17 protein-coding genes and 1 riboswitch are annotated in these 16528 nt (G+C 71.7%); of the genes, 5 read left to right on the top strand and 12 right to left on the bottom strand.

The window, feature by feature from the left end:
* Window positions 1-11: 11 nt before the first annotated feature.
* The 12 genes from gcvH to FLV34_RS27595 form a co-directional block, all read right to left on the bottom strand.
* A complete protein-coding gene (gene gcvH / locus FLV34_RS27640; protein WP_142647087.1) occupies window positions 12-404 on the bottom strand; it encodes a glycine cleavage system protein GcvH in 393 nt (130 codons plus the stop codon).
* Window positions 401-1489, bottom strand: a complete 1089-nt coding sequence (gene gcvT, locus FLV34_RS27635; protein ID WP_142647086.1) for a glycine cleavage system aminomethyltransferase GcvT — start codon at window positions 1487-1489, stop codon at window positions 401-403. The genes gcvH and gcvT overlap by 4 nt, the downstream gene beginning before the upstream one ends.
* Window positions 1490-1627: 138 nt before the next feature.
* Window positions 1628-1725: riboswitch (glycine riboswitch) on the bottom strand.
* Window positions 1726-1823: 98 nt separating this feature from the next.
* Window positions 1824-2600, bottom strand: a complete 777-nt coding sequence (locus FLV34_RS27630) for an AfsR/SARP family transcriptional regulator (RefSeq protein WP_356994763.1) — start codon at window positions 2598-2600, stop codon at window positions 1824-1826.
* A gap of 408 nt (window positions 2601-3008) precedes the next feature.
* A complete protein-coding gene (locus FLV34_RS27625) occupies window positions 3009-4340 on the bottom strand; it encodes a TIGR04500 family putative peptide maturation system protein (protein WP_147944465.1) in 1332 nt (443 codons plus the stop codon).
* Between the two features lie 74 nt (window positions 4341-4414).
* Window positions 4415-5380 carry an MvdC/MvdD family ATP grasp protein gene (locus tag FLV34_RS27620; protein ID WP_260617198.1) on the bottom strand — a complete coding sequence of 322 codons (966 nt, stop codon included), beginning with the start codon at window positions 5378-5380 and terminating at the stop codon, window positions 4415-4417.
* Between the two features lie 633 nt (window positions 5381-6013).
* Window positions 6014-6178 carry a hypothetical protein gene (locus tag FLV34_RS40745; protein WP_187280757.1) on the bottom strand — a complete coding sequence of 55 codons (165 nt, stop codon included), beginning with the start codon at window positions 6176-6178 and terminating at the stop codon, window positions 6014-6016.
* A 10-nt stretch (window positions 6179-6188) separates the two neighbouring features.
* Entirely contained in the window at window positions 6189-6341 is a 153-nt protein-coding gene (locus FLV34_RS40740; protein ID WP_187280756.1) for a hypothetical protein, read from the bottom strand.
* Window positions 6342-6476: 135 nt separating this feature from the next.
* Entirely contained in the window at window positions 6477-8639 is a 2163-nt protein-coding gene (locus FLV34_RS27615) for a peptidase domain-containing ABC transporter (protein ID WP_147944464.1), read from the bottom strand.
* A gap of 91 nt (window positions 8640-8730) precedes the next feature.
* Window positions 8731-9420: a gamma-glutamyl-gamma-aminobutyrate hydrolase family protein gene (locus FLV34_RS27610; protein WP_142647081.1), complete on the bottom strand. Its 690-nt coding sequence runs from the start codon at window positions 9418-9420 to the stop codon at window positions 8731-8733.
* 11 nt (window positions 9421-9431) lie between these two features.
* Window positions 9432-10196, bottom strand: a complete 765-nt coding sequence (locus FLV34_RS27605) for a 3-oxoacyl-ACP reductase (protein WP_142647080.1) — start codon at window positions 10194-10196, stop codon at window positions 9432-9434.
* A 4-nt stretch (window positions 10197-10200) separates the two neighbouring features.
* The gene (locus tag FLV34_RS27600) at window positions 10201-11508 is read right to left on the bottom strand and encodes an aldehyde dehydrogenase (RefSeq protein ID WP_240971317.1); all 1308 of its coding nucleotides are present in this window, start codon (window positions 11506-11508) and stop codon (window positions 10201-10203) included.
* A 44-nt stretch (window positions 11509-11552) separates the two neighbouring features.
* Window positions 11553-12890: a glutamine synthetase family protein gene (locus FLV34_RS27595; RefSeq protein ID WP_312845729.1), complete on the bottom strand. Its 1338-nt coding sequence runs from the start codon at window positions 12888-12890 to the stop codon at window positions 11553-11555.
* A gap of 146 nt (window positions 12891-13036) precedes the next feature.
* On the opposite strand from FLV34_RS27595, the gene FLV34_RS27590 reads away from it, so the two are divergent.
* The 5 genes from FLV34_RS27590 to FLV34_RS27570 all read left to right on the top strand — a co-directional run bounded on the left by FLV34_RS27590 (window position 13037) and on the right by FLV34_RS27570 (window position 16443).
* Window positions 13037-13840 (top strand): FadR/GntR family transcriptional regulator, encoded by an 804-nt coding sequence (locus tag FLV34_RS27590; RefSeq protein ID WP_240971308.1) that lies wholly within the window; start codon window positions 13037-13039, stop codon window positions 13838-13840.
* A 44-nt stretch (window positions 13841-13884) separates the two neighbouring features.
* Complete coding sequence (locus FLV34_RS27585; protein WP_240971307.1) at window positions 13885-14745, top strand: hypothetical protein; 861 nt, start codon at window positions 13885-13887, stop codon at window positions 14743-14745.
* Between the two features lie 152 nt (window positions 14746-14897).
* Entirely contained in the window at window positions 14898-15350 is a 453-nt protein-coding gene (locus tag FLV34_RS27580; RefSeq protein ID WP_147944463.1) for a DUF3592 domain-containing protein, read from the top strand.
* A 158-nt stretch (window positions 15351-15508) separates the two neighbouring features.
* Window positions 15509-15703, top strand: a complete 195-nt coding sequence (locus tag FLV34_RS27575) for a hypothetical protein (protein WP_142647077.1) — start codon at window positions 15509-15511, stop codon at window positions 15701-15703.
* A gap of 38 nt (window positions 15704-15741) precedes the next feature.
* Entirely contained in the window at window positions 15742-16443 is a 702-nt protein-coding gene (locus FLV34_RS27570) for a hypothetical protein (RefSeq protein WP_261985931.1), read from the top strand.
* The last annotated feature ends 85 nt before the right edge of the window (window positions 16444-16528 follow it).

The following is a 16528-nucleotide window of genomic DNA, read 5'->3' as shown; positions in this document are numbered from 1 at the left end:
CGCACCGTCTGTCAGGACTCGCCGGAGGTCAGCGCGGCGTACTCCGCGGCCGACAGCAGGTCGTCGGGCTCCTCCTCCACGCGCACGCGGAACAGCCAGCCCTCGCCGTACGGGTCGGAGTTGACCAGCGAGGGGTTGTCCACGACGGCGGAGTTGATCTCGACGATCTCGCCGCCGACCGGCGCGAAGATGTCGCTCACGGACTTGGTGGACTCCACCTCGCCGACCGCGTCGCCGGCCGCGATGGTCGCGCCGACCTCGGAGTGCACCTCCACGTAAACCACGTCGCCGAGCTGCTCGGCCGCGTACGCCGTGATGCCCACCGTCACGGTGCGGCCGTCCTCAAGCCCGGCCACCCACTCGTGTTCCTTGGTGTAGCTCAGGTCGTCCGGAATGGTGCTCACTTGCTCCTCCTGTAGAAAGGCAGATCGACGACGTCGACCGGTTCTTGGCTGCCCCGGATGTCCACGGCCAGGCCACCCTTCTCCAGGGCGCCCTCGTCCACGTACGCCATGGCGATCGGGCGGCCGAGGGACTGCGACGGAGCGCCGCTGGTCACCTCGCCGACGACGGCCCCCTCCCGGGTGACGGAGTAGCCGTGGCGGGGCACGCGCCTGCCGCGCGCCACCAGCCCGACCAGGCGCCGCCTGGTGCCGTACTCCGCCGCCCGCTCAAGGGCGGCCTTGCCCACGAAGTCGCCCGGCTTGTCGAAGCGGACGACCCGGCCGAGGCCCGCGTCGAACGGCGTGATCGCCGCGCTCAGCTCGTTGCCGTAGAGCGGCATGCCGGCTTCCAGACGCAGGGTGTCGCGGGCCGACAGCCCGGCGGGGACGAGCCCGGCGTCTCTGCCCGCCTCGGCGAGGGCGTTCCACAGCGGCACGGCGTGCTCGTTCAGCACGAAGAGTTCGAAGCCGTCCTCGCCGGTGTATCCGGTGCGGGCGATCAGGGCGGGCGCGCCCGCGACGATGCCGGCGACGATGGCGTAGTACTTCAGCTCGTCGAGGTCGGCGTCGGTCAGCGCGGCCAGGATCTCGGCGCTGCGCGGGCCCTGCACGGCGACCAGCGCGTACTCGTCCGACCTGTCGGTCACCTGCGCGTAGCCCCGGACGCGTTCGGCGAGCTCACGGGCGACGAGGGCGTAGTTGGAGGCGTTGGCGACGACCATGTACTGGTCCTCGTCGAGGCGGTAGACGATGAGGTCGTCGAGGATGCCGCCGGTCTCGTTCACGATCATCGTGTAACGGGCGCGGCCGGGCGCGAGGACGCTGAGGTGCCCCACGAGCGCGTGGTCGAGCGCCTCGCCCGCCTGCGGGCCGACGACGAAGATCTCCCCCATGTGGGACAGGTCGAACAGGCCCGCGGCCGTGCGCACCGCGTTGTGCTCGGCCGACTCGCTGCCGTAGCGCAGGGGCATCTGCCAGCCCGCGAAGTCGGTCAGGGTCGCGCCCAGACTTTCGTGGACCCCGCGGAGCGGGGTGGATCGGGACATGCGCACCTCGGAAGGACGGATGCTGCGTTTGACTATCGGGCATCCTCCCCCTCTGTCATCGGCGCCTGAGAGCTTCGTCCGATCTTTGCCGGACTTTCACCTTCGGCGAGGCCTGACGGCCTTCTTTCCAGAGGTCACCTGGCCCGCACGGTCCTTTGCCTTGAGAGGTTCGCGGGGAGGGCTTGCTCCTTCAGGGGCCCTGACCGGATGCCAGGACGCTCTCCCGCACGGGATCACCGGTGTGCTGCAAGCCTAGTGGGTCGCCGCCATCCCCGTAACCGGCCGGATCACCTGATTTCCCCTGTCACTTCCCGGCCGTGCCATCCCGTACGGGTCAGTGGCTGGAGTCGCACGGCGGCCGATGCGCCGCGCGGAGCCGCACATGGGTGGACGGGAGGTCGTCGCCGGTGAGGATCCGCTGGTGGAGGGCCTGGGTGTCGGGGGACGGCTCGGTGCCGAGGCGGTCGACCAGGGTGCGGCGCAGCCGCTGGTAGGACGCCGAGGCGTCGTGGGTGCGGCCCGACCGGTGCAGCGCCAGCATGAGCTGCCGGTGCGGCCGTTCGCGCAGCGGGTGGCGCCTCGCCCATTGGGCCAGGCCGCCGACGATCTCGTGATGGTGCCCGAGCGCCAGCCTGACGTCGAAGAGGTCCTCGGTCACCGCGCGCCGCTCCTCGTCGAGCCGGTCGGCCCACGCGGAGAGCGCGTCCACATGCCTCATGGCGAGCAGGGCGTCGCCGCGCCACAGGCTCAGCGCGTTCTCGAACATCCGCGCCGCATTGTGGTAATCGCAATTCTCACGAGCGATTCTGCCCTGTGCCGCAAATTGGTTGAATACTTCAGCATCCACGGATGCCGGTGGCACGGAAAGAAGGTAGCCGCCCTCCACGGTGTGCAGTGGAGAAAGGTGGGGGTCGCGGGGCGACAGACGTTGCCGCATCTGCGCGATGTAGGTGGTAAGATTCCGCGCCGCCGATTTAGTGGGACGGCCATTCCACAACAGATCGATGAGCCGGTCCCGGTGGACCGCGATATTCGGATTGAGCAGGAACAACGCGAGCAGCTGCCGGTGCCTCGGGGCGAGTCCGGCGATGACATCCCCTGAGGGCTTCATGGCCAGGAACGTTCCGAGCACGGCGTATAACACGGTTCCCCTCGCACGAAAGCAGCGTGAACGCGCCGACGACGCGGCTGTGATCGCTATTTGACCATATCCCTCTCCGGCGGCGTGCGTCAAAATATATACCGTTTCTATGTCGGCTGCCCGGGGGCCCATAAACACCGCTCCGCCCGGGCCAATGCCGGCTCCGCATGCTCCGATACGCCGATAACCCAAATGAAAGCGGTTGCAGATGCTGCTCTCGTCGGCCGTCCCCGGAGGCGGTGTGCGTGAGTGGCGTCGATTAGCCGGATGATCGGCGCGCGTACGGCGCCGCGCCCGGGCTGGCGTGAATCGAGCCCGGGGAGGGGGAATCGGGCCCGGGGAGGGGGAATCGGGCCCGGGGAGGCGCGAATATCGCGCTCAGCGGGCCGCCGTGAGGCCGTCTTCCGCCGCGGGGGCCCGCAGGGCCTGGTTGACGGCCTCGGTGCGCCGGGCGTCGCCCCACACCCACTCCACGCGGGCCTCGCGCCGCCGCCCGGCCAGCCAGTCGTCGAAGAGCCGCTGCTCGATCCCTTGCCGGGTGGCGTCGTCGAAGGTAGCGGGTCTGACCTCCACGACCTGGACGACCACGGGGTCGGGTCCGTACGGGCCGAGGACGTCGCCCGGTGCGGCGTCCGCCGCCTCCGGGCCGAGCTCGGCGCGGAACAGGCGGCGCAGCCGGGCGTCCGCGCCGTGGTCGAGCGTCTCGGCGGCGGAGGCGAGGGAGCCTGGTCCGCCGTCCCGCAGCCGGTCGGCGGCGGCCCGGGCGGCCTCCACCCGGGGATACCGCAGGAACACCACGCACAACCGGTCGTAGGAGCGAGGGGCGGTGGCGAAAAGACTTTCGGCGCGGTCACCGGCGACCCGGCGACGAAGCCGGGCGATCCCCGCCTCCTGGGCCACGACGTCCTCCAGGCCGGCGTGGTCGAGGCCGCGTTCGGCCATCCACTCCTGGGTGGCCTCGACCGTGAGCAGCCCCCGGGCCCGCCGGAAGGCGTCGAGAGCGTCCTGCAACTCGGCGGCGGACAGGTCTGCCGGGTCGCCGGCCAGCTCCTGCGCGACCAGGGCGGCGTCGACCAGTCTGCTGGCGAGTGAGGCGTCGCTCCACAGCTCGTCCAGCACCGCCATGGCCTGCTCCATGGCGACCTCCATGCCGTTGACCCGCACGACGACCTGCTCGCCGGAGTTGCGGCTGCCCCGCAGCGGCCAGGGCAGCGCGAGGTCGGGAGCGAAGGCGATCGAGACCGTGCCGTCGCCCACCGGGAGCAGCATGTCGTAGTGACATCTGCCGCCGGGGTGGTCGCGCTGCCACACCAGGCGCATCGGCACGCCTTCGTGCTCCGCCCGCAGGCCGCCCAGCAGGAGCCTGGCCTCGGCGGGTTCCCGATCACAGATCCGGCGCAGGTACGCCAGGACATCGGTCAGCAGACGGGCAGAAGGAACAACACCACGGTGGACACCACTCTGGGCGGCGCGGTGGGCGGCACTGCCGACAGGAGTCTCGGTGGCACCAACGGCGGCAACGACGGCGGCACTCTGGGTGGCGCGGTGGGCGGCACTGCCGGCCGGAGATTCGGTGGCATCAACGGCGGCACCAAGCGGGGCACCGACGGCGGCACTCGGGGCGGCGCGATCGGCGGTGCTGCGGTCGGCACTGCGGTCGGTGCTGTGGTCGGTGTTGTGGTCGGTGTTGTGGTCGGCACTGTGCGGCATGTCGGGCTCCTCGGGGCGCGGTCGATCCCGCTCCCTCCGAGCGGGATCTGTCGGGCTGGTCGGCGGCGGGGATGTCAGGCCGGTTCGAGCAGGAGGTCGCAGAGGGCCTCGCTGATCGGCAGGCCGGTCATGTTCTCGACCCACAGCCACTGGGCGTTGGGGTTGACCTCAAGGAAGACGTGACGGTCGTCCGGTGTGACGATCAGGTCGACGGCGCCGTACAGCAGGCCGAGGCGGTCCATAAGCGCGAGGCACCGGTCGGCGATCTCCTCCTGCAACCGGTGCGGCCGATGCGGCGTGGTCCTGGTGTCGTAGTAGCGCCAGTCGAGGCTCGACCGGTTGGACGCCTGCGAGTGGATCTCGGCGGCGAAGATCCGTCGCCCGACGATGGTGACGCGCAGCTCGACGCGCTTCGGCACCATCTCCTGCACGATCACGGGGCAGAACCGCAGGCCGTCGGCGTACGCGAGGTCGCGGGGCGACACCGGCTCGGTGAGGCGCGTCGCGGTGAGGCCGCCCGCGACGCCCTCCACGAGCGGGACGTGGAAGGCCTTCGTGATGATCCGGCCGTCGTGCCGGTCGTGGAAGTCGAGGAACGACTCGGCGTCCGTGGTGATCAGTGTCTCCGGGATCGCGAACCCGAGCTCCGCGGCGAGCGCGAGCTGGGAGGACTTCTGGCCGGACCGGCGGAAGACCGACTCGCGGGCGGGCACCTGACGGCACGGCAACTGCTCCCACAGGTCGCCGAGCAGGCTCTTGCACTCCTGCACGGTGTGGGCGGCGACCGCAGGATCGGCGATCTCGGGGTGCGCCCGCGGGGGAGTCGGCCGGCGCCACCACACGGCGGACACCGTGTCGAGGTCGATCGTCTCCTTGTCGCGGCGCAGGATGCGGCGGGTGCCGAGGTCGGTGCCGTAGCCGAGGTCCAGCTTCGCGGAGACGGGGAAGTCGCCGGGGTCGAAGACGCTGACGCGCGCGCCGCGCCGGGCGAGCAGACCGCCGACCCGCTCGGCGTGCGGGTCGTCCTCGCTGGTGAGCACGAGAACGTGAGAAGAGCGCAACGGAGGGCCTTTCGACGTGCCTCAACAGACCTGAGCGCGGACGGGACGCCGGGGCGGCGCCTTCCGGAAGTGGCCCGAAACCGGACAGAACCCGAATCGACCGGGCCTGAATGGACGCGGCCTGAATGGACCGGGTGTGAACGGCCAGGGCCTTGATCGAGCGAGCCGTGCATCGGCAGGTACGGGATCGAGCGGGCCGTGGACCCACGAGGCGCAGTGCGGGGCCGTGGATCTACGGGCCAGGCGGGTAGGGACGCCACCGAGAGCCACCGGGCGCGGGCGGAGACCGCTGGCTGCCATCGGTGGCCACGTGAGCGACCTGAGCCCCGGTGCCGCACCACCGGAGCTGCCTGGCTGCCGAGGTCACCGGTGTCGCATCACCGGAGCTACCGCCGTCGCCCAGGGCCGCAGGAGCTAGTGCGGCCACGGCCGCCGCAGGGGCTACCGGTGGGCCACCGGAGCTGCCCGGCCGCCGAGGCCGCCGGGCCAGCCCGGAGCCAGCCCGGAGCCAGCCCGGAGCCAGCCCGAGGCCGCCCGGGGTGGCGTCCCCGCCTTGTGCGTCACGGGCGTGCTTCACCCGGCCGGGTCATGCCGTGACGCGGTGAGCATGTGTCAGACGGCGATGTCGTCGTACTTGCACATGCCGTCGGCGTAGCAGCCGGTCCTGTCGAACTCCGGGGCCTGGCCGCCGGTCACGCCGCGCAGGCGCTCCTCGTCCAGTTCCTCGCCCACGGCGTCGATGGCGGTGAGGACCGTGCGAACGGTGCGAGACGTCATGACCACTCCCTCAGCACAGGTAGTCGTCGTAGCCGGCGCCGGACCGCGTGCGTGAGGCCATGGGGTCCTGCATCCCGCCGGTGATGCCCTCCAGGCGGCTCTCGTCCAGCTCGGCGCCCACCTCGGAGAGGTCGCGCAGCTCGGTCCTGAGCTGTCCGCTCATCGTCTTCTCCTTTCGGTCGTGTCGGGAGCCGGGTGGCTCCCCCCGTGTCCCAGAGCCTGTCGCGGTGGTCTTGGAACCGGATTGCGGGGGAGAGGTAAGCGACTTGTGGCCGGCTTTAGCCGCAGCTCGTGAAGGTCAGGCGCCCAGCCGCTGCGCGGCGACGAGGCGGGCGTAGTGCCCGTCGCGGTCGAGCAGCTCGTCACGGCCGCCCGCCTCCACGATCCGGCCCCGGTCGAGCACGAGGATGAGGTCGGCGTCCCGCACGGTGCTCAGTCGGTGGGCGATGACGACGCGGGTGCCCGCGAAGCCGCGCAGGCTCTCCTCGATCGCGGCCTCGGCCACGGTGTCGAGGTGGCTCGTGGCCTCGTCGAGCAGCAGCATCCTCGGCTCCGACAGCGGGGCGCGGGCGAGCGCGAGCCGCTGGCGCTGCCCGCCCGACAGCCCGCCGCCGTCGGTGAGCAGCGTGCGGTAGCCCATCGGCATGGCCCTGATCTCCTCGTGCAGGCGGGCCGCCCGGGCCGCCCGTTCCACCTGCTCCGGGGTGGCGGAGGGGACGTTGAGCGCGATGTTGTCGAAGATCGTGCCGTGGAAGAGGACGGGCTCCTGCGGCACCACGCCGAACTGGCGGCGCAGGGCGCGGGGATCGAAGGCGGCGGCGGGCACGCCGTCGTAGCGGATCTCGCCCTCGCCGGGCGTGAGCAGCCCCAGGATCAGCCGGGCCAGGGTGGTCTTGCCGGAGCCCGAGGCACCGACCAGCGCGACCTTCTGCCCGGGGCGCACGGTGACCGTGACGTCCCGCAGGATCCACGGGCTGTCGGGGCCATAGCGGAAGCCGACGCCGTCCAGCTCGATCCGCCCGGTGAGCGTACGGGTGACCGGGGCGGCGGGAACGGGCTCGGGCTCGGCGTGCCAGACGTCGGCCAGCCGCTCCACGTGCGGCCTGACCCCTTGTACGGCCTGCAGGCCGGCGATCAGCGAGCTCAGCGGGGCGAGCGCGGCGCCGGCCAGGGCTTGCAGGGCGAGCATCCCGCCGAGCGTCAGCGTGCCGTCCGCCACCTGGCGGGCGCCCGTCCAGACGAGGGTGAGCGGGGCGGCGAACTGCAGGGCCCCGAGCAGGGCCTCCTGCATGGCCTGCGCCCGGCCGCTTCGCCCGGAACGCTCGGCGACGGTGGCGACGGCCGTCGCCCATCGGTCCGCGATCCGCGGCTCCGCGCCGGAGGCCTTGACGGTCTCGATGCCGCGCAGGCCCTCGATCAGCCTGCTCTGCAGGTCGTTGCGGGCTTCGGTCTCGCGGTGGGTCAGGTCGCCGACGCGGCGGCGGGTGAGGAGCAGCAGGCCCGCCTGGGCGAGGGCGAACGCGACCAGGCAGCCGCCGATCAGCGGGCTGCGCACGCCGATCGCGATCACGTATCCCAGGGCCAGCGGGGCCTCCAGGAAGGCGAGCGTCACCTGGTTGGTGAGGACCTCCCGGATCAGCGAGGTCGCCAGCACGCGGTTGACCAGGTCGGCGGAGCCGCGCAGGGCGAAGAACCGGTAGGGCGCCGCGAGGAGCCGTTCGCCCGTTACACGCACCAGCTCGCCGTCCGCGCTCGCCCTGAGCGAGACCATCGCGTATCCGCGCAGCACCCGGACCAGCCCGTACGCGGCGACCAGGCCGAGCACTCCGAAGCCCGCGACGGTAAGCAGGTCGTGGTCGCCGGCCGGCAGCACCCGGTCGACGACCAGCTCGGTCAGCGCCGGGAGGGCGAAGCCGAACGCCTGCATGACGACGCTGAGCGCCACCAGCAGCGCGAGCAGCCGGCGGTGGCCCGCGAAGGCGACAGAGGCGGGCCACCGCCACCAGCGGCCCCGCCGGGGGCGCGCGGTCCGCCGGAATCCGGGGCCGGGGGGGAAGACGAGCAGCACGCCGCTGTAGTCCAGGGCGAGCTCGGCGGTGGTGACGCGACGGCGGCCCGTCTCGGGATCGACGATCGTGACCCCGCCGCGCCCGTGACGCTCGACGACCACGTAGTGGTCGCCCTTCCAGTGCGCGATCGCCGGGAGCGGCGCGTGCGCCAGCCCCTCGGGAGGCAGGGAGAAGGCCCGTGCCTCCAGCCCGCGCCGCCTCGCCGCCCTGACCAGGGTGAGCGCGGAGGTGCCGTCACGGCCGGCGCCCAGCTCCTCGCCGAGCTCGCGCACCTCCACGTGGTGCCCGTACGCGCCGAGGACCATGGCGAGGCAGGCGGGGCCGCACTCGGTGGGGGTGCGCTGGTGGACGACAGGAACCCTGCTGAAAGCTGTGCCGCGATTGAGCCTCATGGTCCACGGAGTGTCGGCCGGGAGGCTTGTCCATCGCTTGTGACCGGCTTCAATCCCGCGGCCCCGAGAAGCGGTGGCGAAAAGCGGCGGCTCAGTGGCGGGCGGCGGTGACCAGGGCGTGGAACAGCGGCCCGTCCTCGTCGGCCTCCGGATGCCACTGGACGGCCAGGGCGAACGCCGCGCCCGTGACCTCGACGGCCTCGATCGTGCCGTCGTCCGAGCGGGCGGTGACCTCCAGCCCGTCCGCCAGGCGGTCGATCGCCTGGTGATGGTAGTGGGCGGGCGTGAGGTCCTCGCCGTCGTAGATCTTGGCCAACCCCGGCGAGAGCCGTACGGGAAGGCGGCCGAACGTCCCGGGCGCGGGGGAGTGGGCGGTGTGGCCGACCACGTCGGGCAGGTGCTGCTGGAGGGTGCCGCCCAGCGCCACGTTGAGCACCTGCAGGCCCCGGCAGATGCCGAGGAACGGCAGGCCGGTGCGCAGGGCGGCCTCCAACAGTCCGAACTCCGCCTCGTCGCGGAACTCCCTGACATATCCGGTCTGTTCCGCGGGCGGCGCGCCGTAGCGGGCGGGGTCGATGTCGCCCCCGCCCGCGATGATCAGCCCGTCCAGCCGTTCCACCAGCGCGGCGGGCTCCCCGGCCGGCGGCAGGATGACCGGCTGGCCGCCCGCCCGCGCGATGTGGTCGACGTACATGTACGGCAGCAGCGCCGTCGGCATGTCCCAGACGGTGAACCTCGCCGGCTCGACGTAGCAGGTCACGCCGATGACGGGACGGGCCATGGCATACCCCTTTACAGCGGAGTGACGTACGCGCCGGAGATGCCGCCGTCGACCAGGAACTCCGAGGCGGTGATGAACGACGCGTCGTCGGAGGCGAGGAACGCGACCGCCGCGGCGATCTCCTCGGCCCGGGCGAAACGGCCGATCGGCACGTGGACGAGACGGCGCTGGGCGCGCTCGGGGTCCTTGGCGAACAGCTCCCGCAGCAGCGGGGTGTCCACCGGCCCGGGGCACAGCGCGTTGACCCGGATGCCCTCGCGGGCGAACTGGACGCCCAGCTCGCGGCTCATCGCGAGCACGCCGCCCTTGGAGGCGGTGTAGGAGATCTGCGAGGTGGCCGAGCCCATGACCGCGACGAACGACGCGGTGTTGATGATCGAGCCCTTGCCCTGCCGCTGCATGTACGGGATGACGTGCTTGCAGCACAGGTAGACGCTGGTGAGGTTGACCTCCTGCACCCGGCGCCAGGCGTCGAGGCCGGTCTCCAGGATGGAGTCGTCGTCCGGCGGCGAGATGCCCGCGTTGTTGAACGCGATGTCGACGCTGCCGAACTCCTCGAACGCGGTCCGGTACATCCGGGTCACGTCGTCCTCGTTCGCCACGTCGGCCTTGACGAACAGGCCGCCGACCTCGGCGGCGGCCTTCGCACCGGCCTCCTCGTCGAGGTCGGCCACCACGACCTTGGCGCCCTCCTGGGCGAACCGGCGGGCCGTGGCCAGGCCGATGCCGCTGCCCGCGCCGGTGATGACGGCGACGCGGTCCTGCAAACGCTGCATTGATCTACTCCGTGGAGATGAAGACGTTCTTGGTCTCGGTGAAGGCCGACAGGGCGTCCGGGCCGAGCTCCCGGCCGAGGCCCGACTGCTTGAAGCCGCCGAACGGGGTCCAGTAGCGGACGCTGGAGTGCGAGTTCACCGACAGGTTGCCCGCCTCGACGGCCCGCGCCACCCGCAGCGCCCGGCCCACGTCGCGGGTCCAGATCGACCCCGACAGGCCGTACGCCGTGTCGTTGGCGATCCGCACCGCGTCGGCCTCGTCCTCGAACGGCACGACCGACACCACGGGCCCGAAGATCTCCTCGGTGAACGCCCTGCGGAAGGACTCCGAGGACGATCCGGCCAGCACGGTCGGCGGGAACCAGAAGCCGGGGCCGCTCGGGCACGACCCGGCGGCGTACACGTCGGCCTCGGTGACGAACGACGCGACGCGCTCCCGGTGCTCGGCGCTGATCAGCGGGCCCATCTGGGTCGCCGGGTCGTTCGGGTCGCCCACCCGCACCGCGCGCACCGCCTCGGCGAGCCGCGCGAGGAAGTCGTCATAGACGGAACGCTCCACCAGGATGCGCGAGCGGGCGCAGCAGTCCTGGCCGGAGTTGTCGAAGACCGCCATCGGGGCGGACTCGGCCGCCCGGGCGAGGTCGGCGTCGGCGAAGACGATGTTGGCGCTCTTGCCGCCCAGCTCCAGCGTCACCCGCTTGACCTGCTCGGCCGCCTTGGCGCCGATGAGCTTTCCGACCTCCGTCGAGCCGGTGAACACGATCTTCCGTACGTCGGGATGCTCGACGAGCCGGGCGCCGGCGACCTCACCCTCGCCGGGCACGACCTGGAGCACGCCCTCGGGCAGCCCGGCCTCCAGGGCGAGCTCGGCCAGCCGCAGCGCGGTCAGCGGCGTCCACTCGGCGGGCTTGACGATCACCGTGTTGCCGGCGGCCAGGGCCGGGGCGACTCCCCAGGTCATGATGACCATCGGGAAGTTCCACGGCACGATGATCCCCACCACGCCCAGCGGCTCTGCGAACGTGACGTCCACCCCGCCCGGCACCGGGATCTGCTTGCCGTGGTCGCGCTCCGGCGCGCCCGCGTAGAAGTTCAGCACGTCGCGGACGTTGCCCGCCTCCCAGCGGGCGTTGCCGATCGTGTGCCCGGCGTTGGCGATCTCCAGCCGCGCCAGCTCCTCCGCGTGGTCCTCGACCACCTGCGCGAAGCGGCGCAGCAGCCGGGCCCGCTCGCCCGGGGCGACCGCCCGCCACGCGGGGAAGGCCCGGGCGGCCCGCTCGACCACCCGGTCCACCTCGGCGGCGTCCGCCATCTCGACCTCGGCGACCACGTCTTCGGTCGCCGGATTGACTATCTTCACAGCCGTTCGAACCCCCGATAGAGCTCCCAGTCGGTGACCGCCGCGTCGAAGGCGGCCAGCTCGACCCGCGCGTTGTTGGCGTAGTGCTCGACCACGTCCTTGCCGAAGGCCTCCTCGGCGATCGGCGACTCCTCCCACAGCGCCAGGGCGTCGCGGAGCGTGGAGGGCACCCGCTCGGCCCCGGAGTCGTACGCGTTGCCGGTGAACGGCTCCTCCAGCTCCAGCCCGTCGTCGATGCCGCGCAGCCCCGCCGCGATCATGGCGGCGACCGCGAGGTACGGGTTGACGTCGCCGCCGGGCACCCGGTTCTCGATCCGCAGCGAGGGGCCGTGGCCGACCAGCCGCAGCGAGCAGGTGCGGTTGTCCACGCCCCACTTGACGGCGGTGGGGGCGAAGCTGCCGGGCACGAACCGCTTGTAGGAGTTGATGTTGGGCGCGTAGAGCAGGGTCAGCTCCCGCATCGCCGCGAGCTGACCGGCGATGAACCGCCGCCCGGTCTCCGACAGCCCGTACGGCTCGCCGCCCGCCATCACGGGGGTGCCGTCGGCCTCGCGCAGCGAGATGTGGATGTGGCAGGAGTTGCCCTCGCGCTGGTTCGGCTTGGCCATGAAGGTGATCGACCTGCCGTCCTGGGCGGCGATCTCCTTGGCGCCGTTCTTGTAGAACACGTGGTTGTCGCACGTGGTCAGCGCGTCGGCGAACCGGAAGGCGATCTCGTGCTGGCCGAGGTTGCACTCGCCCTTGGCCGACTCGACGTACAGCCCCGCGCCCTCCATGCCGAGCCTGATCCTGCGCAGCAGCGGCTCGATGCGGGAGGTGCCGAGCAGCGAGTAGTCGACGTTGTAGAGGTTGGCCGGGGTCAGGTCGCGGTAGCCCCGCTGCCAGGCCTGCTCGTAGCTGTCGTCGTAGACGACGAACTCCAGCTCGGTGCCGACGTAGGCGGTCCAGCCGCGTTCGGCGAGCCGGGCGAGCTGGCGGCGCAGGATCTGCCTGGGGGAGGCCACGACGTCGGCGCCGTCCTCCCACACCAGGTCGGCGAGCAGCAGCACGGTGCCCTCGTGCCAGGGCACGCGGCGCAGCGTCGACAGGTCGGGCCGCATGACGAAGTCGCCGTAGCCGCGCTCCCAGGACGACATGGCGTAGCCGTCCACGGTGTTCATGTCGACGTCCACCGCGAGCAGGTAGTTGCAGCCCTCCGCTGCGTGGCTCAGCACCTCCTCCAGGAAGTACCGCGCAGAAAGCCGCTTGCCCTGCAGCCGCCCCTGCATGTCGGTGACCGCGAGCAGGACCGTGTCCACGCGGCCCGCTTCGACGTCATCGCGGAGTCGATCCACGCTGAGCACGGTGCCTCCCGTCCAAAAGTCTGGAATCAGACCATTGAGGGCATGCAAGCACCATGTTCCCCTCGTCGTCAACAATGTCCGAGGGGTTTAACCTCGATCACAGGGACGGGGGACCCGCTGTGACGGGTGGAGGGACGATGCGCATGGAGATCACCCCGGCGGAGACGTCCGTCTCCCGTTCCCGGACCCCGGCCGAGCCCGCCTCTCGGGACGCGGCGGTGGGGATCACCGGCGCGGTGTCGCTGCTGCGGCCGGTGCGGGCGGGCAACGCGTTCGAGGAGACCGTCGAGCGCCTGCTCCAGGCCATCAAGCTCGGCGTCGTCCCGCACGGCGAGAAGCTGCCGCCGGAGCGCGAACTGGCCGCCCGGCTCGGCATCAGCAGGGTCACGCTGCGCGAGGCGATCCGCGCGCTGCAGGAGGCCGGTTACCTCGACGTACGGCGCGGCCGGTACGGCGGGGCCTTCGTCGTCTACCAGCCGCCGAGCCCGCGCAAGGGCGACCTGCGCAGGGCCGTCACCCGGATGGGAGAAGACGACCTCGAAGACGCGCTGACGTTCCGGATGGCCGTCGAGTGCGGGGCGGCCCGGGTGCTCGCGACCACCGAGCTGACCCCGGGACAGCGGGAGACGCTCGCCGCCCGGCTGGCCGGGGTGAACGACGCGGCGCCGGCCGACTATCGCAGGATGGACATCGCGTTCCACCTGGCGATCGCGGAGCTGAGCGGGTCGCCGCTGCTGGCCGCCGCGTGCGCCGACGCCCGGCTGCGGGTCACCGACCTGCTCAACGCGATCCCCGTGCTGGGGCCCAACATCGAGCACGCCGCGGTGCAGCACGCCGCCATCGCCGCCGCGATCCTGGACGGCGACCCCGAGGCGGCCGAACGGGCGGTGGCCGAGCACCTGGAGGGCACGGCGGCCCTGCTGCGCGGCTTTCTCGCGTGACCACTTCCCCCGCGTCGTAGCATCGGAGGCCGGGGGATCGCTTGATGGCCGGCTGGTTTCACGAACGCATCATCGAGGCGCACCGTCTGCCGCTGTTCTGCTTCTTCGCCGCGTTGATCACGGCGTTCGTCTTCACACGGGTGAACGTACGGCTGATCAGGGCACGGGTGCGGTGGCTCGGCAACGTCAGCGTGGGCGAGATGCACATCCACCACGTGGTGTTCGGCGTGGTGCTCACGCTGCTCGGCGGGGTGGCCGGGCTGGTCCTGTCGGACGTGTCCACGGGGTGGTACTCGTTCTCCGCGGCCGTGTTCGGCGTGGGCGCCGCCCTCGTGCTCGACGAGTTCGCGCTGATCCTGCACCTGCGCGACGTCTACTGGCAGGAGGAGGGCCGCACCTCCGTGGACGCGGTCTTCGTGGCGATCGCCGCCACCGGCCTGCTGCTGCTCGGGCTGCGCCCGCTCACCTGGAACGGCGCGGCGGACGGCGGCCACTGGACGGCTCTCGCGTTCCTCTTCGTCAACCTAATCTTCGCCGTGATCACCCTGCTCAAGGGGAAGATCTGGAGCGGCCTGCTGGGCCTGTTCGTGCCGCCGCTGCTGTACGTGGGGGCGGTGCGGGTGGCCCGTCCCGGCTCGCCCTGGGCCCGCTGGTGCTACTCCGAGCGGGCGCGGCGGCCCCGGCCACGCCTGATGGCCAAGGCGATCCACCGGGAGGAGCGCTGGCGCCGCCCGGTCATCCGGGTGAAGATCGCGGTGCAGGAGTTCGTCTCCGGCCGCCACGACCTGCCCGCGCCCGCGCTGCCCGACCGGCGCCTCCGGCGGCGGGTCGTGTCCCCCCGTCCCCGGCAGGGGGCGGACCATCCCGGGCGTCCCTGGCGGTCGGGCCGGCCCCGCGCCCACTGAGACCACGCCGCCGTCCCGAAAGAGGGATGATCCGTGACGCCGGGCCGACGACCGTGAGCGGTCACCGAACCTCCGGGGCCGGGGAGGAGTCGTAGGAGACAGGGCGGCAGCCGCGCCTTTCCGATTCGCCTTCGCCAAGGAGGCTGTGACTGATGGCTCGATGGTCATTCCGGCGGTTTTTATCGGGTGCCGGGTCGGTCGCGTTCTTCGTGGCCTGGTTCGGCATCCTGATCGTGGCGCTCGTCGCCCAGGTTTCCAACCTCGTCTCGGCCCTGGACCTGGGGCGGCACGGTGTCCGCACCACCGGCGTCGCCCTCGCCACCCGGTCGGAGACGTGGAACGACACCGACGGCCACCCCATTACCGTTGACTACACGAAGATCGGTTTCACGGTGGGCGCACAACGGCACGTCGAGGAGATCTCCGGCCGGTACGCGACAGGGGAGAAGGTCCGCATCGTCTACGACCCCGAGAACGTGAACGTCGTCAGGAGCGAGGAGGACACCGGCCTCGGCGGGCTGGCCGGACATTTCGTGCTGATCGCCATCCTGCTCGCCATGCTGGTCTTTGGCGTCAGCTTCGTTTTCTCCTGGTACCGATGGTGACGATGCCCGCCGCGATGTGATCGAGATCCGCGTACGCGCCGAGGATCCGGCTCCGGGAACGCCCTGCCGGGACGTGTGCCGATCGCTCAAAGAGCATTTCGGCCGGTTCTGTGGGTATTTCACCCCAAGTAAGAGCGGTGGGGGTGGGAGGGGTGGTCATGGAGTCTCGCGAGCGGTTCATGTTCCAGCGGATGGCGGCACAGCTCAAAGGGGAGGCGGCGCTCCTGACGGGGGACCGGCTCATGGCTGCCGAGGCACGCGCGGAGGAGGCCGAGGCCGACCTGTGCCTCACCTGGTACGCGATCATGGACACCACCCGGATGATCCGCCTGACCTACGGAGTGCCGGGATGAGGGATCATCACGGTGGGTGCGCGGGCGATACTGACGTGGTGACCGCGTCTTCCACCTTCCCGGCGCCCCCGTTCCACCTGCGCCTCATCGAGGACGCGCGGCCGGTCCTCGACCGCTACGGCCTGCTGCTCGCCGGCGGTTACGCGCTGCTGGCGCACGGATGCACGTCGAGGCCGGTGGACGACCTCACCTTCGCCACCGGCGGCGAGGCCCCGCTGGAGGAGGCCGGCCGGGCGCTGGCCGAGGCGTTCGGCAGCACCGGCCTGTCGGCCGAGGTGCGCGAGGCCGGCGCCCGCATCGGCCGCGTCGTCGTCACCGACGAGATCACCGGCCAGTCGTGCGAGGTCGCCCTGCTCCGCGAGCCGCTGCGCGACCGGCCCGCCGACATCGGCCCCTGCCGGGTGCTCGGCCTGGACGACGCCGTGGGGCTCAAGGTGCGCGCGCTGCAGGACCGCGGCCTGCCGCGCGACTTCGCCGACGTGGCCTCGGTGTCCGGCCTCTACTCCTTCCGCCTGCTCGAACAGCTCGGCGCGCGCTACGACGACGAGTGGCGGGTGGAGGACCTGGTCGAACGGCTGGAGACCGTCGACCTGCTGGCCGACGAGGCGTTCGGCGGCCTGGACGAGGAGGGCGTCGCCGCCGTACGCCGCTTCGCGTACGCCTGGGCGGAGGACATCAAACTGCGCCGCGTCGACGACGGCGACGCCGAGTTCGACCTGGACGTCCCCGACCTGGACTGATCCACGACGTCCGAAATCCCCGCGCGCATCGGCGTTTCCGGTGAATTAGGGTCTCCGGGAGATCGCACACAGGCTGCGCAGGGCC

The sequence above is a fragment of the Microbispora sp. CSR-4 genome, from assembly GCF_008033685.1.
Classification (GTDB): Bacteria; Actinomycetota; Actinomycetes; order Streptosporangiales; family Streptosporangiaceae; genus Microbispora.
This window is presented reverse-complemented; position numbering and strand designations above follow the sequence as displayed.